The sequence below is a fragment of the Deltaproteobacteria bacterium genome (assembly GCA_029860075.1).
Lineage (GTDB): Bacteria > Desulfobacterota > JADFVX01 > JADFVX01 > JADFVX01 > JAOUBX01.
On sequence record JAOUBX010000029.1, the window covers coordinates 1 to 19,417 of the forward strand.

A 19,417-nucleotide genomic window follows, 5' to 3' on the forward strand; every position below is an offset into this window, starting at 1 on the left:
AGCTAAAATCTGTTTGCAATCCCCATAGAGATAGAGTATAGATGTAACATTAAATCCAGCGGCTAAGTTCAACCTCATTTTATCTGTTAATGCCGCTGGCACTACAGATAAAACGCTAATTGTTATGCGTAAGAAACAGAAATGAATTTACTTATATCTAAAATACTCGAACATGATCAAAATGGAGTTCTTGAATTAATTACAGCTAATCCTGAATTATTAAATCAAGCAAGTGAGAGTAATAGATCACCAATTGAAGTAGCAAAAGCAACGGGTAATCCATATATTTACGTAACATTACTGCGTCATTATGAACCTAATCATAAAATTGAAGAAAATTGGTATGAATTATTAACAGAATATATAAGTCAGATATCTAATGACTGGATATGTTCAAGCTGGAATAAAGACATTGAATATGAGATTTGGCATGCCATAAAAGGTAATCCTTTTTGCATCAGTGGGTACGATGAATTTGCAGATTTGACCCCTGAAATCAAAAATGATTTAGAATATTTATCATTAAAAGTCGATGGCTGGGCAATATTTGAGGAAAATCAAGTTGTGCCAATTGAAAAATGGAATGCTCTTTATAATGAGTGGCTACATCAAAAATACGCATAACAAGACAAAGATAAATAATAATAAGGGGTCGCCCATTAGAAGTACCCCTGTTAATGGCAAAATGTATCTGTTAGCAAGAAAAAAGGACGATCCATCCGCATCAAGTGCATTCCTATTGATCAAGCTGTAAATAAAATAACCCGGATTCCGCATTTCTTCACCCCCGCTACCTGCTGATCAAAAGGAAAAGAAAACTATCCCCTTTTTCTCAGTCTGAGAGGCAGACAAAAAGTCCAGGGTCAGTGGCAGTTGTACTGCATGGTTCATAATATTGAGAAATCAGACAATATATTCTTGAAAAAAGGTAATGATTGAGATAAAGATAAGTTATTAAATTTAATTATTGGCTGTGGTGAGGGGAGTTCTACAAACAGGGTTTTTCTACAGTCTCGTTATCAATCGAAGAAACAACATGCCTAAGAATAAAGTTACCGGAAGTTGCCTCTGCAAGAAGGTGACATATGAAATCAGAGGCGATATTGGTATATTCCATTATTGTCATTGCTCGCGATGCAGGAAATTCACTGGAAGCGCATTCGCTTCAAATCTCATGGTTGATCCAAATGATTTTAGCTGGGTAAATGGTGAAGATTACATTGGAAGATTTGAACTAAACGGGGCTAAACACTTTGCAACGTCATTTTGCAAGAAGTGTGGGTCATCCTTGCCCTGGTTGGAGAAGAAAGGTAAGGTAGTAGTCATACCAGCTGGCACACTTGATGGAGACCCTCAAATCAGGCCATCTCAAAATATATTTTGCGGCTCACGAGCCAGTTGGTATAAAGATACAGACTCACTACCAAAACATGAGGAACTTCCACCTAAAAAAAATTAAACAATTGCTAACCCCGCCACTGCAAGGGACTTGCTGGTAGGAGTGTTGAATCGAATTTGTTGCTTTCTAAAATCTTAATTCCAGTTCAGAGGATTTGCTCTTAACCCGCACTCCCCTGAGCTAAAGCGATGGTTGCAGTCAAAAAATAGAAAATGAAAGTAATTGATAAAAGAGAATGGAAAAAATGGTGGGGCAATAAATTCCTTCGGAAGAAATTTAGGGATGAAATATTTTATAAGGTACTGTTTGATGACATTTCATTTAATAATCTCATTTTTTATGACTGTATATGGGAAAATTGCCATTTCAAAAATTGTCACATAGGTTTTAATACTCACTATTACAATTGTAAGTGGATAAATACAAAATTTACTGGCAAATATTCCGGGTTCAGCGATGGCAGGTTTGAAAGCTGTGAATTCACTAACGTAACCATTCAAAGCGGCTTAATGCATAATCTCAGATTCCGGGATTGAAAGTTTAGTGGTAAATTTAAGAATCTTATATTTATAGGGAACAAAGGAGGAAACCCTAAAGAAATTACTGAATTTCATAATTGTGACCTTAGTGCTGTTATGCTTGACAATGTCAGCTTTGTAAGTGGAGTAGACTTTTCTTCTGTTTGTTTACCAAAGAAGGGTATTCGGGTTTTTAATAATGCCGGTGGCGATTTTACCAATGCCCTGTTTAAAAAGAAAACAGAATTGGATGAAGAAAACTTTATTCCATTGGAGGTATTGGCGGAGGTGAGCAAAGACCAAGAGATAGAGGTTGTTGACATTTTAACGTTAAATCATTTGTTTTCGAAAAGACCTCTAGGCCTTGAGGCGTTTGAAAAAATAGCAAGTGAATTTGAGATGCCCAACCAGCCACTGCAAGGAACTTATTAACAGGGCGTTTGATTTGAACGTAGTTAATTTAAAATTATTTTTAAAGCTCAAAGGTCTTGCCTTTAACCCCGCAAGCCCCTCAGCTATTTTGTTATATTGCTAAAAAACGATAATGGATATTACTTTAGCCAATATTGAAGATTCGGAGCAGATTTTAAGCCTCCAGAAGCTGGCATATCAAAGTGAGGCAGCAATTTACCAAGATTACAGTATTCCTCCATTGACACAGACCATTGAAGAGATAAAGGGAGAATTCGAAAATCTGGTTTTTCTCAAAGCTATTTATGGAAAAGACATACTTGGATCAGTGAGGGCATACTCTGACAGTGATTCCTGTTTTATAGGCCGATTAATTGTTCATCCCGAATGGCAAGGGAAAGGTATTGGAAGCAAGCTAATGAATGCTATAGAAGTCTATTTTTACGGTGCGCAAAGGTATGAATTATTTACAGGAACAAAGAGCATGGGGAATGTACGTCTTTACAAAAGACTGGGGTACAAGCCATTCAAGGAAGAAATCGTAAATGAATCCGTTTCATTGATTTATATGGAAAAAACGGGAAGTACAATAACATAACAGTCGCATCAACTCGGACCGGCAATTCCGCTGCGCTCCATTTCCATCCGGTCATGGGGAGCATTAGCCATAAAAAACAGGAAGTATCCATGGAAATAGCTACCGCACTAATAATAGTTTCTATTGCAATAATGAGTATATTTCAATTGAATAGGGTATCTTCGAAGGTAAATATTAAACTAGGTGATAACGCATATTTAAATAATCATGCCAAATATCAGGCATCTCTATTATTGCTATCATTCATTGTTCTATTTTTTGTATATTTACAAAACCCTCAAAACTTTTGGTTGTTTTTCTCAAGTGGAGATTTATCCGCTCATGCTGAACCAGTCAGGTGGTTTGGTATTGGTGAAAATAAAACATGGATATTTGCAGGATTATATTTAAGTATAATTATTACGCTTGGAACATTTAGTTTTGTATATATTCAGTTCAGGAAATTAAAAGTACATTTTAAAGAACTTTCACCGTATATATTTTGGATTATAATTTTTTCTTTAACAAATTCATTTTCAGAAGAGGCTATTTTTAGGTTAGGGCTGGTTTCACCTCTATATGGCGTACTTGATACAAGTAATATCATTCTAATATCAGCCGCTTTTTTTGGGCTTGCTCATTTTGGAGGAATGCCGCACGGATTAATTGGCATGTTAATGGCTGGCTTTCTTGGTTGGTTTCTTGCCAAATCAGTTATAGAAACAGAAGGTATTTTTTGGGCATGGCTAATACATTTCATACAAGATGTGGTAATTTATATCGGCTTTATGTTAAGTAATATTTCTAGCGGGCGGATGGTTGAAAATGGCTAATCGGGTAGCCGGGAGGAATGAATCCCCCAGTCCCCAATTACCTACTACTTTTTCAAAGGCGGACTAAAAATGGGAACCCTTATCTCTTACTGAATTAATCCTTGATAATTTCCTGTTCTCTATTATCAATTTTCAATTAATCACCAGCAACCCGTTTCAGTTTTTTAACCCTCAACCGGCAGTTGCCTTTTGGTTTGCATCGGGATTAATATTCATGTATACATGTAAACATAATTAAAGAGAACTTGAATTAAGGCAGGATAAATTATTGCAATTAAACTTCGAGTGGGATCCGCGCAAAGCTGTTATTAATAAAGAAAAACATAGAGTTACTTTTGAAGAAGCATCGTCCGTATTTCTTGACCCAATAGCAATAACCATATATGATGAAGATCATAGCATGGAAGAAGAAAGATGGATTACGATGGGATTGTCTACAAAAAACAGTTTGCTCGCTGTCTGCCATACTTACAAGGAACAAGGAAGGAATTCAGCTACTATAAGATAATTTCCAGTCGAAAAGCGACAAGGAACGAAGAAAGACAATATGAGGCATAAGGAAATGAAAAAAGAATATGATTTTTCTAAAGGAGAAAGAGGAAAGTTTTCCAGACCTAATGCGCGCCTTAACCTCCCTATTTACCTGGAGCCGGAAACACTTGCATTTGTGGAGAGAATAGCCGCGAAGAAAAAGATAGACATGTCGCAAGTTGTCAATGATCTTATCAAAACGGACATGCAGATTATTGATTACAGCAAATAATTTCTCTCTCAATATTTATTCAAAAAATTATTCCCACCGATAGATTTTTTTCAGAGCATTATTCATATTTCACCTAATTAACATTTGACCAACATATCTTTCCACGTACAACGGGGCCAGACCAATTTTTATTTTAAGTTATATTTAGCGTGCGCCATGCGCTCGATTATCAGGGTTCTCTTACCAATCTGTTAATGAATGCTTTCATGAACACGGCGCGCACTACGAAGCCGGCAAAGAGTTAAAATATGATAATGTTAAAATTGGCAGGATGCTGACCCGCTTAAGGAAAGAGAAGGGGCACAGCACGTACCGGCTTGCCATAGAAAATTCAGAACTTCATCTGCAAAGCAGTGATGCGACAGATCAAATAAATTACGCATTATCAAATAAAAGTGTCAACTTATTTTACAATTCGACTTTTGGACAAAGAATCACAATGACAGTGTAATGTCTATACCTTTGCTAAAGTAAAGCCCTTCAACTGCACAATAAATATTCTAAAGACAAATGAGAGTGTCATCTTTTTTTACACTTTTCACAAATACGCTGGAAGCTTTTTTTAAAAAATCCCGCCAATTCAAGCGGTTATGATTACGGTACGAAAAATGCATCATACCTGCGCCACAAGATAGCTGTTGAGATTACATAACGGCCAAAATTAAAGTTGAAGGAGTTAAATCATGAAACAACAGGTAAGAGCAGTACTTTTTGCAGTAATATTGGGATTAAGTGGATGGTCTGGTGCAGCGAATGCCGCCCTCATCTTCTCGGATGTAAGCATGACGAGTAATTCCGTTACCTTTACCGTTAATGGTGATATGAGTGGGTATACAATTCCTTCCATAATACCGAACACCTTCGAAATATTATATACGGGAGATATATGGGCGGGAGTCACGGGTTATACAGCGAACACATGGTCAAACACGGTTTTTGACGGTATGACGATACAAAGTAGCGGCAATACAGGCGATTACGATTACTCAGGTCCCAATCGCCCATACACATGGACGCAATATACCACCGACCTGGCGGCGGGGATAGCAACGTCCCGCCAGGTAACGGTTACCTTTGGTGACGCTTATTTGAACCCCGACTTCACTGCAGGTGAGATGGTGTTCATCTGGGGAACCGAGGGATACGCTCATACGGAATTGGGACGATGGGACGGCAGCCAGCCGGTGCCTGAACCGGCAACGGTAGTCTTATTAGGCAGCGGATTGGCCGGGCTGGCTTTCATACGACGTAAGGGAAGCCGCAAATAGCTAACCATCCTGAAAAAAGGGGGTCCTGTATGAGTATACAGGCCCCCACTTTTTACACCTTTTCCCCCCTCATTTTTAAAATATTTTTTTTCTTCCCTGTCAAAAAAAGAAAATACACTTTTTTTCTTGCAAGTGTATGGTATCTTTAATAGAACGGTCGGGTAAACTGGAAGGGGGAAGGAAATGGGGAATTCATTAAAGCTCGATTGTAATTAAAGGCCCGCACCTGGATTGATTCAGGTTGTGGGCTTTTTACTGTTTAAAGGGAGGGGATTCAGCTTAATTCAAAAATAGCGATCACTTTACAAACACAGTAATCCCGGTAGAAAGTGAAAAAAGGAGGTATTTTCATGAAAAAAAACATTCCCATGCACTTGTTTCTTTTTCTTTTCCTGTTGTCTGGATGCGCTCACAGTTTAACCATACATGAGCCGGCCGATGGGTCAATATTCGTCGAAGGCTCGACTATTCATCTGGAAGCCGAGATCCGGGGAGGGGAGTCCGGTTGTGGCGGGGAAGACTGCAATTGCGCCCATTGGTGGTGGACATCAGAAGCTTCAGACCTGGGGCTCGATAAAAGTAACGGCACAGAAGTTTCTTATTGCCGGTATACCTGGGAACTCCCTGCTTCTACTCTTGGTGTGGGAAATCATAGAGTTACTATTCATGCTGATCAGACAAATTACAGGGAGACGAGAGAGAGTATTGGCATTATTATTCAGCCCTGACGCTAATCATATTTCTTCATCCCAGCTGAACCTCGGCCACATTAAGCGACTTCCAGTCCCTTATGCCGATGCCCCGCTCTTCACCCATTTTCAGGTAGGGAATCTCATCGGCTTTAAGGTCAAGAAACTGTAGCGCCCAGCTATCGATAGCAACCTCATCAAGGCCTGCCATGATGGTGTTTTCGATGGACACATCGGAAAGATTACCCCCTGTGGGGCCGTTTCGTTTAAGCACCCGGGTGGCATCCATGACGGTGAGGGTGGGCCTTACGGCGGATGCAAGGTCGGCAATGGAGGTATTGATATCCTGGTGCAGCTGGTTACGCCTGCCCCCGAGGACACCGTACCAGTTCTTCATGGCAAGGGTTGCCTTGCTCAGTGAATGGTGCTTGAGAGCGGGTATGTTGATTATCTTATCGACTTTATGATAGTGAGCGAAGACGGGCCATACCTTTAGGAGTTCCCCCTTCATATCGGTCTGGATAAAATCGTTGTCCGAAGGGTAGGCAATTTTTCCTCCCCGCTGAAGGGTTGCCTTTTCGATGCCTGAACGGGCGAAGGTACGGTAAGGGTCATTGATTGAAACGTCGGTCACCATGACGCCGGAGGCGCGGGCCTCGATACATAATTTCACAACAGCGCCCACGACAAGGGGATTGGTATTGGCTGCCTGCTCGGGCTGACGGTCCCAGGCGGCATTGGGTTTAATAAGAACAGAGTCTCCCGGTGTAATGAAACGGGCCATTCCACCCAGCTTTTCCATAACGCCTCTTACCATTTGCTCAACATCGGTCCCCCTTGCAACGGCAAGGTCAGGATAAAGGGTCGATGGGGCTATTCTAAAATCCTTGAAGCTGTATATCTTTTCAGCCTTTTCCCTGACCGGAACATCACTGTAAAAAAGATAGCCCCAGACACCGGTAGCCGCTACGGCACTGCCGGTAATAGCTGCCTTTTTGATAAAGGTTCGCCGGTCTATGGCCCCTTCTGCTTTATCATTCTTCGAAGTCATTATTTTTCCAACAGCTCCCTTAAAAAAATCTCATCAACGCCACCTTCGTCCATGCCATAAACCATAAAAAACTGCCCATTTCCCGGCAGGAGAAGCCAGTCTCCCTCAAAGGGGTCTTTAACATGATAGTAAGGGCTTTGCCCCAGCATTATTTCTTCATAATCTATCTCTTCATTTTTCAAAAATCCGAGAAGGCGTAAAACCCTTTTATCAAGCTCTTCTCTATCTCCTTCCATAAGGGCGACAGTGAGTTGTTTGCTCCCTATAAGGTAGTCTTTTTCAAATACATTATTTAAAAAATCAATGCCACGATAGGCCTCTTTAAAGAAGCGGAGCGAAGCGGCAATTGCTTTGGTTTCGGGAAAGCGTTTAAGCTGGGGGATTTCCGTTTTTAGTTCCCCCATGGCTTTTTCAATCATGATGGCCATAGATTCTAAGGGCGCGCCCCCGGTAAAGGCGCTGACCTTTACGTAATAAGGCCCTTTTGAAAAAGAGAGCATACGGGGAGAGACAAAGCCCATAAAACCCCTGTCGATTTTTGTAAAGTCATCGGAAATTTCCCCCATGAGGGCGCCAAAGGCATTGGCGGCTGTGCCCATGTCGTAAACATCAGCCGTGCAGCAAACCTTATCTGCCGGTTCTCCATATTCGGCAACGGCAAGGCTTTTAAAGCCTGCCGAGATAAAATATTCGGCATGACCGTTGATGTGTTCGTAAAGATTATCTTTTGTAAAAATCCTCACCCTTCCTTGCCGCGCCATAGCGCCTTCTTTTTCAGGGAAAAAAGACAGCAGGGGTGAGCTCTCTTCTTCGCTTTTGCTGAAATCAATCAGGCCCGGGTCATAACGCCGGCCATCCATGTAGATAACAGTCGCTATAAGAGGAAGAAGCAGAAGGAGGAGATACCTATAGAGCATTGTAGATGGTTGGGATTCAGCAGACACGGGGCCTCTTTTTTATTTGACACTGATTGGTTATGATAATTCTTGATAGTCTTTAAAATAATAAAATGTCATTTCGACCAAAGGGAGAAATCTTCAGAGTTACTTAATCCAATAAAAAAAATTTCTCTCTCTAGTCGAAATGACAAATACAGGAAACATCATCTGTGAAAATCATGACTAATCAGTAAAAATCTGTGTCCAAATACTTTCAAACAGAGCTTACACCTTCAAACTCAAGTCCTCATGTGCCCGCCTCAACATGGAAGCCACAGGAAGACCATAAGGACAGGCCTTTTCACAGGCATCATCTTCACAGCTTACACAACATTCAGCGTTACCATCAAGTTTAGCGTAACCCTCCATGGCCCTCTTTTCCATACCATAATTTTCAAAATACATCTGGTAGCGCAGAATGGTCGCAATCCCGGCGCCCGAGGGACAACTGCCGACACATTCTCCACAGCCCGTACGACAATAGCTGCTGCTGTATTTTGCTTCATATTTTTTTAATACCTCGGCATCCGCTTTGGTAAGATTCTTTCCCGAGGCCTGCAGGTATTCACCCATATCGCCAACAGACTTGATGGTAACGACAAGTCCATCCACTTCAGAATGGCTAAGAACCCACTTTAAAGCCGCCGGGGCAAAGGACTGCCCTTTTGAATCAAAGTCGGACTCCTTGGCGCCTGCAAGTGTTTTCATGGCTACAACACCGACGCCTCTTTTTTTTGCTTCCCTGATGACATCGGGCAATTTGGGGAATTTCATAAAATTGAAGGCAGGCATGATCATGTCGTAGTGGCCTGATTTAACAGCGGCCATTAGAAGCGCTTCCATATTGACCGGACCATGAGATGAAGCAGCCAGGTATTTTATTTTTCCCTCTTTTTTAAGTTGATCGACAGCGGAAAGAAGGTTCTCATCGAGCAGGCGTTTTTTCTCATCTTCGACTGTATCACCCATTTCCCCGAGGGCATGAACAAAGCAAAAATCGAGATAGTCCGTATTGAGCCGACTCAGGCTCCCCTCTACGACTGATATGTACTCTTTTTTTGGACTGCCTGCTTTGAGATGAGCCGGATAGGAAGGAGGATTGCAGAATTTGGACGCGATGATCATCTTGTCACGTTTTTTAAGCTTCTTTATGGCCTGGCCCAGAACCTTTTCACTTTTGCCGTAATCTGGCGCCGTATCGAAGTAGTTAATACCGCGATCCATAGCGCGGGCAATGAGGGAAGCGGAACTGAGCTTACCGCAGCCAAAAGAAATGTCACTCATTTTTAGCCCTGTTTTGCCTATCTCCTTATAGGCTTTGACCGATGCCTTGCCAGCCGCTGCACTCTTTCCCGGAAGACCTAAAGCTGCCGCCCCACCCGCTGCCGCCACCCCTTTCAGAAAATCCCTGCGTTTCATAACAGACCTCCTTTATAACCTCTATAGGGTTAATCTAAACATAGCAATAACTGCTACATAAAAAAGCTATCGGACAAAGGATGCCATGTCAAGGCAAATGATCTTTACCTTATGGTCTTCCCACACCCTGCCCCTGGTTTTAAAAACCTGGCATAACGTGCCTTTTTGTCAACCTCGCTACAAGCTTTGCCGAGATATAGGAGCCAGAGCCGGATCAAGTCTGGTCAGGAAGTTCTGAATAGTTTTGACGATGGTGCGGCTTAATAAACTTTTTTCTGATTTTGCGGATTTTGAGAACATTCAGCCCGCAAAGGAGCGACATGATCATGGCATATATAAGAGGGAGCATATGAGAGAGGCCGGGGTTTTGCTCCCGCAGTGCTCCCTCATGGGGTATCAATAGATGAAAGCCGGCAAGATAACATACCATGAGAATACTTAAGGAAAAACCAATCTTGTCAAGCTTGAGTACCGTTTTTAATTGCACTTTCAATTGCCCCCCCGTAACAAAAGAATTAACATCGAAATATACACAAAAAAGCCCGATTCCCAACAGAAGGGAACGGACCTTGTTATTTAAGCTTTTATCTTACATATAAAGCCTGTCTTCACGATTAAAGTTGTCTGCCTGAATCCATAATAACGAACTTATCAATTCAGGCTTTTGTCTGTCAAGTACTTTGCCGCACAGGAACTGATTTCGATGGTCTATTCTTCATCACCCTCCGTCAGGGTCAGTTCCCAGAGATCGTTTATCCGGTCATAGCGGATAATATACAGGCAGCCATCTTCTGCTTTTATCTTGAAATATTCATGATCTTCACCGTACCACCTGTCAAGGATATCTACCACCTCAAGGCGTTTTTCATCCAGCCTGATAGCCAGAGGCCTTTCATTCGCCTTATGACCGCTATAGGCCTCTACAGCAATAATCATTAAACAAGATACCCGGATTATCCGCCGATGAACCGGAGAACCTTTTCCAGGTTCTCCCCAGGGCTGTTTTGAATGCTCGTTATGTTGTCATCTTTTACTTCATCACCACTGTGGAAATGGTTGGGAAAGGTTGACAACTTTTTATGTAGGGGCGCTGTATCTATTCTTAAGGTAATGCTATCCTGTTCCCATGAAAAAACATATTCCTCAGCGCTCGGGTAAATTATTTGCAAGTCAGGCCCCGACTTAAGTTTCACTTGAATACCATCATAAAGAAACTGCGGTTCTCCATCAAGAAGCGAAGCCAGTTCATTATTTAATAATTCTACCAGGTCTTCATGAATAGAACTCATATTACGCTTCCTCCAGTATCTTTTGACACTTTTCCCTCATCGGCTCAAGTTCCTTAGTAATGGCTTGTACCGCAAGATAGTGATCGTAGGCCGGATGCTCACTAATTTCTCCACTTTTAATCTTATCAAGCAGTTCATCGGTTCTTCCCAGGTCATAGGGTTCAAGCAAACCGGCACGGTGCTCCCTGAGTGCAAGCATTTCATTGTAAACGCCGGAAAGCTTTGTTTTCAAACCTGTTTCAATATCATCAAAAAAATCCCTCATTCTTTTATCCTCCAATCATCTTAATAATTTCATCAAATGTCTTGATTTCTCCGCCATATTTTTTTATAAATGGCCTGGCCGACTCCCTGTCGGCAAAGGGTGCAAAGGTCGGGCCCATAGAACCCTGAATAGAGGCGCCAACAACGTAATAAGCCTTTTGCGCATCAATCCAGCTTCCCACCGGTTTTTCCCAATCCGTAGTTGCTGTATTTTGTACAAATAGGGCCGCTACCTGTGCCTCTTTACCCGGTTCGGCATAAACGTAAAAGAGCTCCTTCGTTTCGCAGAAAAAGACTTGTTTTCCATCTGCTTTGTATACTATTTGTGCCTTTGGCCCCGGATAATTACCAACAATCATCCCGTCAAGTGCACACTCCTCAATGCCCGATATCTTTCCGGGCTCAATGACAACCTTTTCTTTCTTCTCTTCCTCACAGGCAGTCAAAAAGGATAATAAAGACAAGAGAACAATAACACTCTTTTTCATCAGCAATTCCTTCGTCTGAATATAAAATATCCTGCAAGAAGCGGCCAGATTATCCAGATAAACATTCCACCATAGAGGAAGGGCTGGCTAAAAGCCTTTCCTTTCGTAATCGTAGCAAGTCCATAGGCAGTCTTTACACTCTCAATGGAGGCTAGATTTAAAAGTCTGAAAAGATCGGCAGGGTTGGCATAAAGAAGTGCCGAGAAAAGAAATGTGCTTATCTTACCTTCAGTGGCAACAAGAATACCGATGAGTACCAGATCAAAGATGAGGACAAAGAAAAACCAGAAGAAAATTACCCATCCGATTGCTTTTGAACGTTCTTTTACCATGACAGAAATCATGAGAGCAAGGCTTAAAAAGGCCAGGCCCAGCAGGATAGCTGAAATAATAAAAAAGATGTAATCACTGATATGTTCCGTACCCGATTTCCAGGCGATAATGGCGCCTGCAATTCCGAAGCCGGCTACGGTAGACGTAACAATAGAGAGAGAGAGGCCGATAAACTTGCCAAGATATAGCTCAAACTTGTTAATGGGCATGGTCAGAATAAGTTCCAGCGTCTTTCCCTCTGCTTCACCGACGACCGTATCAAATCCGAGGGTCAGCGCTATAATAGGAATGAGGTATGTAACCAGGCTGGCAAGGCTGACGATGGTAACATCAAAGCCGCCGAATCCCGTTTCTCCCCTCGGCGAAAAACCGAAGTAGGAAATAGCAAGGGCCATTACTGCCAGGATAAGGGAGACACCTATTATCCACCGGTTCCTGATACTATTTTTAAATTCCTTGACGGCTACCGTTGAGATTAGGACCGGTGACATTAAACCTCTCCTCCCATGGCATAACCCATAAAAACATCTTCCAGGGAAGGTTCATGAAACTCTATATCGGCTATCAAATGTCCTTCTTTCATGAGTTCCTTGAGAAGCACCATCTTGCTTCCGTTGGGACAATTAACAAGAAGGAGGTTCTCTTTTAACGAAGCTATCTCTCCCCCGGCCTTTATGGCTGCCTCTTTGACGGCATGAACCTTATCCTTCACAAAAACACGTACGGTGGATCTCAGCCCAAGAGCAGCTCTAAGTTCCTTTACACTTCCTGAAGCGAGAAGCTTTCCTCCTCCGATAATACCAAGGCGGTCGACGCGGTCCTGAATTTCCTTTAATATATGGGATGTTAGTACGATAGTTACCTCCCGTGCCTTAACGTCATTCAATATATTGTAAAATGCGCCGATCCCTTCAGGGTCAAGACCGGTTGTCGGTTCATCGAGAAAAAGGATTTCCGGTTTGCCGAGAAGCGCCTGGGCCAACCCTATGCGCTGTCTCATCCCTTTTGAATATTCTCCCACCTTCCTTGTGGCCGCTTCCGTCATGCCTACAAGATCAAGCAGTTCAGAGACTTCACTCTTTGGGGCACCTTTTAGCCTGGCATAAAAAAGGAGTGTTTCAAGACCGCTTAAATGATCGTAAAAAGCAATATTCTCCGGGAGGTAGCCTGTGTGTGCCCTTACTTCCCGGCTCCAGACTTCAGATACATCGGTTCCCATCACCCTGATCGTTCCCGTTGTCGGTTTAAGAAGTCCTAAAAGCATCTTGAAAAGCGTCGTTTTACCGGCGCCGTTTGGCCCGATAAGACCGAAAAGCTCCCCCTTTTTTATGGCAAAGGAGACCCCCTTTACGGCCTCCACGTGGCCGTAACTTTTACTTATATTTTCTACATCAATGATTAACTCTGCCAACCCATTTTCTCCATTCATTGTTTACCGGTCTCATGAGCGGCGCATCATCAACTATCCCTTTTTGTCTCAAAATGGGGAACTGGCTTTCAGCCATCCTTAAGGTCTGAACAGCAGGACTGTTAAACAGCAGTTTAATCATGGGGTAGGCCCATATGAGCCGCTCCATGACGGTATTGGCTTCATAAGGCTTGTCACCCTTGCCGTTACCATCGATATCCCAACCCATGTAATCACTCCAATAGTTGCCTTTCCCCTCATAAGTCCACTTTTCATCCTTCATACCTACATATTTAACCTGGGTCTTGTTTCTTATAAAAGAATTGTCGTAGACCTTATTGTCTTCAGACCCCGCCCAGACATGGGACCCGATGTCATTTCCCACGACAATGTTCTCCCATATTTCATTAAAAAGGGAATTGTAAATGAAGAGGCCTTTTTCATTGTTGGCCAACACGTTTTTGTGTACTTTCGTCTTGAAAATATCCCTGAAAAGAAGTCCGAATTCGGTGTTATCATAAGAGTAATTCGATTCAATTTCAAGTCCTTTGGAAAACATTATGGCAAGACCTGCCTTATTATTGTATGTTACGTTGCCTTCGACCCTGTTGAAGTCAGCATACATGTAGTGGATGCCATATCTTAAATCGTGGATTTTATTGTTCTTTATAAGCGTCTTTCTCGTAATAGAGACCAGGATTCCATCTCTGGCCCCTTCCACATGGTTAGCTTCAACAACACCATGTTTTACGTTCCAAAGGTGTATACCATTACCCCGCTTTTGCGATATGAGTCCACTGCGCCCTTTAACATGATTGTTGATGATTTTCACGCTTTTGGCACCATTCGCCCATATACCGAAAGCACAATCTTCAACAAGGTTATTTCTTATTTCACTTTTTTCAGCTTTTCCTTCTATGAATATGCATGAATCATCCTCGGCCAGGTCACCGCCACTTCGGATTACGCGGAAAGAATCAAGAATAACATGGGGGGATTGAATGATAATCGTATGTCCCCTGCCGCCGCCATCAATGACAGGCATATCAATGCCCCTCAAAGTGACCTGCTTATTAATAATAAGGTTTTCAGGGTATGTACCGGCACTTACTTCAATGGAGTCGCTGTCAGAGGCTGCTTCTATTGCCTCCTGAATAGTCTCATAGGAATGTCCTTTACCTACTTTTAAAGTGGCGGCCTTCGCTTCAAGGAGGGAAATACAAAAAATGAGGGGGCAAAGATATATCCATGCCCCCCTTATTTTCTTGAGATTCAGCATTTATGCTTTCAGGCAGAGCCTTTCTTTTTCTTTACTAGCGGTGGGCACTTGTCCATATCAACAAAGTTTTCCTCACAATCAAGACAATAGAGACATTCTCTCATGTTGATTTCTCCCTTTTCATTAATTGCACCTGAACCACACTCTTTTGCACAGATATTACATTTTGTGCAGAACTCCCTCCTCTTTATTCCGAAGAGGCTCAATGTGGAGGGGATCGCAAGACCTGCTCCGAGAGGACAAAGGTACTTACAGAAGAACCGGTAATTGACAAGACAAAAGGCAAGAAGAAGGAAGAAGTAGAATACATAATACCACTCCCTGTTGAGTCCCACAAGAAAGGCCGTCTTGAAAGGTTCAATCTCGGCATAGCGCTCAGCCATTTCCATAGAGTAGAAGGAAAGGCCAAGGAGGACAAGGAAAATAACATACTTGAGATACATAAGCTTGCTGTGTACCTTGTATGAGAATTCAAACTTTAATTTATTTGGGACAATGGTGTGGAATATTCTGTAGGCAAATTCCGTCAGCGTTCCATAAGGGCAGAGCCATCCGCAAAAGATCCCTCTTCCCCAGAGGATAATAGATATAGCGATGAACCACCAGAGAATAAAGATCATAGGATCGAGAAGGAAGAGGCTCCAGTCAAAGTTTCCAACAAACTTTTGAAGAACCGTAATAAGCTGAGTAACGGAAGGAGCGGCCATTTTGTAGAAACCGATAAAGACAAGGAAAATAGCCATAATGGTATACTTTGTCCATTTGGCTGCCACCCTGTTACGAACGAGTTTTAGTCGCTGAGTAAAGAGAAGAAGGATGATGATGAGAAGAATAATCAGGAATATTTCACTGACAATATTGCTTTTCCAGATCTCTACCCATACCGGTTCATCTTCCTCTGCCACTTTCTCGATAACCATATAGTTATCAGGAAGCTGGTATTCCGATTTAAATACGTTGAATTTTCTTTCGATTGAACCAACAACGTGGGCTGAAAGAAAATTAAAGGCAAAGGGCTCAAAGGGAGAAAATCCTTTTTCCCGAATGATATAAACGCCGCCCTCCTTGAATTCAGGGGCGCCTTCTGCTGCTATGTCGTAGAAATTGTAATAATCAAGATCTCTGAAAGTAAAGTTATTGCCTCTCTGTTCAAATCCGAAGCGCTCAAAAATACCTCCCCGAACAAAACCAGAGCCTTTAAAAGAGGAGACTCCGTTGCTTACAATAACAAAGGCATGTCCCCCTTTTTCTATCTCCTTTTTTACCCATCGATAGTTATTTTTTCCCATCAGGTTGAGGCCGGCCGAAGGCAGGTTAAGATAACCAAAATAAATATCGATCCAGGCCTCTCCCTCTTTGGCCTGCTCATAACCGACTTCATCAGGGTTTACCCGAAGATGACCGAGCAAACCCTTATCAATCAACGCCTTCCAGGACATCGGTGTAAAGTCTTCAATTAAACGGCCCTTGATCCCGGAAACCGCTTGAATTATCCCAACCTGTTCTGCAATGAGACGGGTGCTTTTCATAATAGTCAGGTCCTCGGCAATAACCGTAACAGTAGCGCCACTCACAGCATCGAGGGTCTTTACATTGGGGTCTTCACTGTCACCAAGCTTCGTCTTTGTGCCGACCTTCAGGCCGATATATTGATCTGCAAACCTGGTGAGTTCTTCTTCGGGAATACCAACCATCAAAATAGGTTCACTGTGCTGAATAATTTTGACGCCCTTTATGATTCCCTCCATATCCATGGAGATGAGCGTAACAATCGGTTGCCCCGAATAGGCAGGAATATCTACAATGTCTACGGAGAGAAAAAGGTAGCCTATGGTCTTTTTTGCGCCATCAATGGTTTGATAGGCCTCAATATATTTGGGATTCCCCTTACGCTCTGAAAAGTCCCCGGCCAAAGGCATAAGTTCTTTGCAGGGCACATGCGCGCACAGATCGGGAGCATTAAGTATGTCCGATGAGAGCTTTTTATGGAAGACTCTCGCATTTGATACGGAAACAAACAGGACAAGTGTTAAAACAAGAGAAAGAGAAATAATATGTAATGATTTTTTCATAATTGTCCCCTATCGAAAGTTAACTGTATTATGTTATCAGAAAGCTTTTTGATTCTCAACCAATCAATGGTGAAGTTCACACAAAAAAACACCGCTTACCCCTCAGTTTAATTAGCAACTTCTAAACTATGAAACTAAAGACATCACCAAGAATATCATAAGTGAACACTTACTTACAAGGCAAAAATAACAACGTTCCCGAAAGAAAGGTTCCTGTTATCCTTCATGATACAAATAAAAAAAGGGCGTAAAGAAATAACCTTTACGCCCTTTAAAAAAGCTGCTCCCAGATGATTATTTACTCAACAATCATCCTTCCTCTCATTTCGAGATGAAGCGCATGACAGAACCAGGTACAATAGTACCAGAACATACCTTTTTGGCTGGCCTTGAAGGTAGCCGATACGGTCTCTTGGGGATGCACGCCAAAATTGACATCGTGATTACAAAGAGCGAAGGCATGAGAAAGATCCTCAACTTCGTCATTGTTGGTTACGATAATCTGGACAGTATCTCCCTTCTTCACCTTGAAAGAAGTCATGCCGTATTCGGGGGCAACAGCACTCATATAAACCCTGACCTTATTCTTGCCTTTTCGTACGACTTTATCATCAGCGCCAAGCGTAACATTATCTTCCTTGGCCCACTTCTTGTACTGATCGAACATCTTGTCGTTGGGGTCGTAAATTTTCTTTGGATTGATAAGATCTCTTCTTACGATAACAGCGTCATGTGGCTCAGGGTGAACAGCACCGTCATGAACAAGCCTCATCTTTTTACCTGAAATATCAATGAGCTGATCGTTATCGGAGCGTCTTGGGCCAACATTGAGGAAACGATCCTTGGAGAATTTGCAAAGGGCAACGAGCCACTTTCCGTCAGCATCCTTGGTTTCACCCATAGAGGTATTAAGGTGACCAATCTGGTAGTGAACGTCGATCTTGTCAACAATCGGATTGATCTTCTTCGCCTTTTTAGGATCTTTTTCTGCATATTGCTTGATAGCCGTTTTAATGTTCCACTTGGTAACCTGGCTATCAAGGAAGATAGAGGTATAAGCATGCCCCCTGTCATCACAGAGCGTATGAAGCGGTCCCAAACCGACCTCAGGCTGGGCGACAACACAGTCTTCAGGCTTTACCTTCCCTTTGAAGGCCTGACGAACTTTTTTGAGATCAATAACGGTACAAGTCGGAGAAAGTTTGCCGGAGCAAATAGCGTACTTTCCGTCAGGAGTTACGTTGATTCCGTGAGGGCTTTTTGGTACGGGCACGTAAACTGTGTATTTCCCGTGGCCAGAGGTCCCTTTACTTCCATCAAGAACCCTTACACCGTTAATCTTCTTGAAGTCACCCTTCTTGAGTCCCGCCTCGATATTAGCGGTATTGAAGAATACAGCCCAGTCCCTGTCTTTGGCCATCATGCCGCCCAGATCAACAGCCTCTTCCGAGTTGTAGCACGTTGCCATAGAAAGTGTACCGTCATGGTCAGTGGCACAAAGATCCAGGTTACCCGTAACAGCAATCTGCCACTTCACCTTCATCTTCTCGCCATCAACCGCAGTATGGAACGCCTTATATTTGGTCGGATCTTCCATGTCGCGACCCTCGTTTGGATGGGGCGTTCTGAATTCCGAGTTACAGAATACGTAGTAAGTCTTGCCCTTTCTTACTCTCATGGGGAAAATACCATGTGTTCCCTGGCAGTTAGGGAGGTCGACACTGGCATCTGCCTCCATATAGTCAAGCCTTACCCTTCCAAGTCTGGCATTGAGCTTGTCATTGATATAGGCATATTTTCCGTCATAGGTGCCTTTGTCGTATGAGAGATGGCAGTGGTGAGTATCGCCTGATCTCATGACCTTGCCGCCTTTCATAAGAATCTTTTTCGATGCGTCTGTTGTTCCATAGCCGGTAGCGCTACAGTGATTGAACATGGGTATTCTTTTGAGCTCCCTCATGGAAGGAACGCCGAGAACCCTAACCTCGCCCGATTGACCGCCACTCCAGAAACCATAATAATCGTCAAGCTTGCCAGGCGGCACATGAGCGCTCAACGTCCCTTCTTTTGCCTGGCTTTCAGTCGGTTTAAGACCCATCGCCACACCTGCGCCTACAACGGTGCCGGCAGCAGCAGTTGTCAGAAAACCTCTTCGGGTTAGACCCTTGCCTTTCTTTTCCTTTGCCATAAATCCATCCTCCTAATGTTTAATAATTAAAAAACAACAATAAAAAAACTTTTACGAAAATCCGCCTGCCCATGATAAAACTGCAAAAAACCCAAAGCTGCTGCAAATCCAACAACCAATAAGGCATAAACAGCACAGATGACCCAAATATAATCACAATAAGAAATGCTAGTCAAGAAAAAATTACAAAATTTTTTTCTTTTTAAAAAAATCGATTTTGTGCTATTTTT

The 19,417-nt window shown here is 42.6% G+C and carries 23 protein-coding genes; 9 read left to right on the forward strand and 14 right to left on the reverse strand.

The annotated features are described in order from the left end of the window. Window positions 1-141 precede the first annotated feature (141 nt). Complete coding sequence (locus OEV42_10310; protein MDH3974657.1) at window positions 142-624, forward strand: hypothetical protein; 483 nt, start codon at window positions 142-144, stop codon at window positions 622-624. 364 nt (window positions 625-988) lie between these two features. On the opposite strand, the gene OEV42_10315 is transcribed toward OEV42_10310, so the two are convergent. Continuing rightward, entirely contained in the window at window positions 989-1,117 is a 129-nt protein-coding gene (locus tag OEV42_10315; GenBank protein MDH3974658.1) for a hypothetical protein, read from the reverse strand. Here OEV42_10315 and OEV42_10320 point away from each other — a divergent pair. The 8 genes from OEV42_10320 (at window position 1,079) to OEV42_10355 (ending at window position 6,497) form a co-directional block, all read left to right on the forward strand. Further along, window positions 1,079-1,459, forward strand: coding sequence for a GFA family protein (locus tag OEV42_10320; protein ID MDH3974659.1), 381 nt, complete (start codon window positions 1,079-1,081; stop codon window positions 1,457-1,459). The two genes, OEV42_10315 and OEV42_10320, sit on opposite strands and share 39 nt — an antisense overlap. Before the next feature lie 575 nt (window positions 1,460-2,034). After that, the gene (locus tag OEV42_10325) at window positions 2,035-2,349 is read left to right on the forward strand and encodes a hypothetical protein (GenBank protein MDH3974660.1); all 315 of its coding nucleotides are present in this window, start codon (window positions 2,035-2,037) and stop codon (window positions 2,347-2,349) included. A 112-nt stretch (window positions 2,350-2,461) separates the two neighbouring features. Beyond that, entirely contained in the window at window positions 2,462-2,926 is a 465-nt protein-coding gene (locus OEV42_10330; protein MDH3974661.1) for a GNAT family N-acetyltransferase, read from the forward strand. An 89-nt stretch (window positions 2,927-3,015) separates the two neighbouring features. Continuing rightward, window positions 3,016-3,738, forward strand: a complete 723-nt coding sequence (locus tag OEV42_10335; protein ID MDH3974662.1) for a CPBP family intramembrane metalloprotease — start codon at window positions 3,016-3,018, stop codon at window positions 3,736-3,738. Window positions 3,739-4,006: 268 nt separating this feature from the next. Beyond that, a complete protein-coding gene (locus tag OEV42_10340) occupies window positions 4,007-4,246 on the forward strand; it encodes a BrnT family toxin (GenBank protein MDH3974663.1) in 240 nt (79 codons plus the stop codon). A gap of 54 nt (window positions 4,247-4,300) precedes the next feature. Beyond that, complete coding sequence (locus tag OEV42_10345; protein MDH3974664.1) at window positions 4,301-4,501, forward strand: hypothetical protein; 201 nt, start codon at window positions 4,301-4,303, stop codon at window positions 4,499-4,501. A gap of 683 nt (window positions 4,502-5,184) precedes the next feature. Beyond that, complete coding sequence (locus tag OEV42_10350) at window positions 5,185-5,769, forward strand: PEP-CTERM sorting domain-containing protein (GenBank protein ID MDH3974665.1); 585 nt, start codon at window positions 5,185-5,187, stop codon at window positions 5,767-5,769. 350 nt (window positions 5,770-6,119) lie between these two features. Then, window positions 6,120-6,497: a hypothetical protein gene (locus OEV42_10355; protein ID MDH3974666.1), complete on the forward strand. Its 378-nt coding sequence runs from the start codon at window positions 6,120-6,122 to the stop codon at window positions 6,495-6,497. A 16-nt stretch (window positions 6,498-6,513) separates the two neighbouring features. Here the strand turns inward: OEV42_10355 and OEV42_10360 are convergent, their stop codons facing one another. The 13 genes from OEV42_10360 to nosZ all read right to left on the reverse strand — a co-directional run bounded on the left by OEV42_10360 (window position 6,514) and on the right by nosZ (window position 19,187). Then, window positions 6,514-7,509: a DUF362 domain-containing protein gene (locus tag OEV42_10360; protein ID MDH3974667.1), complete on the reverse strand. Its 996-nt coding sequence runs from the start codon at window positions 7,507-7,509 to the stop codon at window positions 6,514-6,516. Beyond that, the gene (locus tag OEV42_10365; GenBank protein MDH3974668.1) at window positions 7,509-8,453 is read right to left on the reverse strand and encodes a hypothetical protein; all 945 of its coding nucleotides are present in this window, start codon (window positions 8,451-8,453) and stop codon (window positions 7,509-7,511) included. Before OEV42_10365 ends, OEV42_10360 begins: the two co-directional genes overlap by 1 nt. Before the next feature lie 219 nt (window positions 8,454-8,672). Next, window positions 8,673-9,866, reverse strand: a complete 1,194-nt coding sequence (locus tag OEV42_10370) for an aldo/keto reductase (GenBank protein MDH3974669.1) — start codon at window positions 9,864-9,866, stop codon at window positions 8,673-8,675. 214 nt (window positions 9,867-10,080) lie between these two features. Further along, on the reverse strand, window positions 10,081-10,359 hold the full coding sequence (locus OEV42_10375) for a hypothetical protein (GenBank protein ID MDH3974670.1): 279 nt from the start codon (window positions 10,357-10,359) through the stop codon (window positions 10,081-10,083). A 215-nt stretch (window positions 10,360-10,574) separates the two neighbouring features. Then, complete coding sequence (locus OEV42_10380) at window positions 10,575-10,802, reverse strand: hypothetical protein (protein MDH3974671.1); 228 nt, start codon at window positions 10,800-10,802, stop codon at window positions 10,575-10,577. 17 nt (window positions 10,803-10,819) lie between these two features. After that, the gene (locus OEV42_10385) at window positions 10,820-11,155 is read right to left on the reverse strand and encodes a DUF6516 family protein (GenBank protein ID MDH3974672.1); all 336 of its coding nucleotides are present in this window, start codon (window positions 11,153-11,155) and stop codon (window positions 10,820-10,822) included. Between the two features lies 1 nt (window position 11,156). After that, on the reverse strand, window positions 11,157-11,420 hold the full coding sequence (locus tag OEV42_10390; protein ID MDH3974673.1) for a hypothetical protein: 264 nt from the start codon (window positions 11,418-11,420) through the stop codon (window positions 11,157-11,159). Window positions 11,421-11,424: 4 nt separating this feature from the next. After that, window positions 11,425-11,907 carry a nitrous oxide reductase accessory protein NosL gene (locus OEV42_10395; GenBank protein ID MDH3974674.1) on the reverse strand — a complete coding sequence of 161 codons (483 nt, stop codon included), beginning with the start codon at window positions 11,905-11,907 and terminating at the stop codon, window positions 11,425-11,427. Next, window positions 11,907-12,731 (reverse strand): ABC transporter permease, encoded by an 825-nt coding sequence (locus tag OEV42_10400; GenBank protein MDH3974675.1) that lies wholly within the window; start codon window positions 12,729-12,731, stop codon window positions 11,907-11,909. The genes OEV42_10395 and OEV42_10400 overlap by 1 nt, the downstream gene beginning before the upstream one ends. Beyond that, the gene (locus OEV42_10405) at window positions 12,731-13,639 is read right to left on the reverse strand and encodes an ABC transporter ATP-binding protein (protein MDH3974676.1); all 909 of its coding nucleotides are present in this window, start codon (window positions 13,637-13,639) and stop codon (window positions 12,731-12,733) included. The genes OEV42_10400 and OEV42_10405 overlap by 1 nt, the downstream gene beginning before the upstream one ends. After that, the gene (locus tag OEV42_10410) at window positions 13,632-14,927 is read right to left on the reverse strand and encodes a nitrous oxide reductase family maturation protein NosD (protein MDH3974677.1); all 1,296 of its coding nucleotides are present in this window, start codon (window positions 14,925-14,927) and stop codon (window positions 13,632-13,634) included. Before OEV42_10410 ends, OEV42_10405 begins: the two co-directional genes overlap by 8 nt. Before the next feature lie 8 nt (window positions 14,928-14,935). Further along, complete coding sequence (locus OEV42_10415) at window positions 14,936-16,999, reverse strand: 4Fe-4S binding protein (protein ID MDH3974678.1); 2,064 nt, start codon at window positions 16,997-16,999, stop codon at window positions 14,936-14,938. 298 nt (window positions 17,000-17,297) lie between these two features. Continuing rightward, window positions 17,298-19,187: a TAT-dependent nitrous-oxide reductase gene (nosZ, locus tag OEV42_10420; protein ID MDH3974679.1), complete on the reverse strand. Its 1,890-nt coding sequence runs from the start codon at window positions 19,185-19,187 to the stop codon at window positions 17,298-17,300. Window positions 19,188-19,417 lie beyond the last annotated feature (230 nt).

Bases quoted from the DNA above. Each gene is read 5' to 3' on its own strand.
- OEV42_10310 (MDH3974657.1), top strand. From the start codon at position 142: ATGAATTTACTTATATCTAAAATACTCGAACATGATCAAAATGGAGTT.
- OEV42_10315 (MDH3974658.1), bottom strand. From the start codon at position 1,117: ATGGAATATACCAATATCGCCTCTGATTTCATATGTCACCTTCTTGCA.
- OEV42_10325 (MDH3974660.1), top strand. From the start codon at position 2,035: ATGCTTGACAATGTCAGCTTTGTAAGTGGAGTAGACTTTTCTTCTGTT.
- OEV42_10330 (MDH3974661.1), top strand. From the start codon at position 2,462: ATGGATATTACTTTAGCCAATATTGAAGATTCGGAGCAGATTTTAAGC.
- OEV42_10335 (MDH3974662.1), top strand. From the start codon at position 3,016: ATGGAAATAGCTACCGCACTAATAATAGTTTCTATTGCAATAATGAGT.
- OEV42_10345 (MDH3974664.1), top strand. From the start codon at position 4,301: ATGAAAAAAGAATATGATTTTTCTAAAGGAGAAAGAGGAAAGTTTTCC.
- OEV42_10350 (MDH3974665.1), top strand. From the start codon at position 5,185: ATGAAACAACAGGTAAGAGCAGTACTTTTTGCAGTAATATTGGGATTA.
- OEV42_10355 (MDH3974666.1), top strand. From the start codon at position 6,120: ATGAAAAAAAACATTCCCATGCACTTGTTTCTTTTTCTTTTCCTGTTG.
- OEV42_10360 (MDH3974667.1), bottom strand. From the start codon at position 7,509: ATGACTTCGAAGAATGATAAAGCAGAAGGGGCCATAGACCGGCGAACC.
- OEV42_10370 (MDH3974669.1), bottom strand. From the start codon at position 9,866: ATGAAACGCAGGGATTTTCTGAAAGGGGTGGCGGCAGCGGGTGGGGCG.
- OEV42_10380 (MDH3974671.1), bottom strand. From the start codon at position 10,802: ATGATTATTGCTGTAGAGGCCTATAGCGGTCATAAGGCGAATGAAAGG.
- OEV42_10385 (MDH3974672.1), bottom strand. From the start codon at position 11,155: ATGAGTTCTATTCATGAAGACCTGGTAGAATTATTAAATAATGAACTG.
- OEV42_10390 (MDH3974673.1), bottom strand. From the start codon at position 11,420: ATGAGGGATTTTTTTGATGATATTGAAACAGGTTTGAAAACAAAGCTT.
- OEV42_10395 (MDH3974674.1), bottom strand. From the start codon at position 11,907: ATGAAAAAGAGTGTTATTGTTCTCTTGTCTTTATTATCCTTTTTGACT.
- OEV42_10400 (MDH3974675.1), bottom strand. From the start codon at position 12,731: ATGTCACCGGTCCTAATCTCAACGGTAGCCGTCAAGGAATTTAAAAAT.
- OEV42_10410 (MDH3974677.1), bottom strand. From the start codon at position 14,927: ATGCTGAATCTCAAGAAAATAAGGGGGGCATGGATATATCTTTGCCCC.
- OEV42_10415 (MDH3974678.1), bottom strand. From the start codon at position 16,999: ATGAAAAAATCATTACATATTATTTCTCTTTCTCTTGTTTTAACACTT.
- nosZ (MDH3974679.1), bottom strand. From the start codon at position 19,187: ATGGCAAAGGAAAAGAAAGGCAAGGGTCTAACCCGAAGAGGTTTTCTG.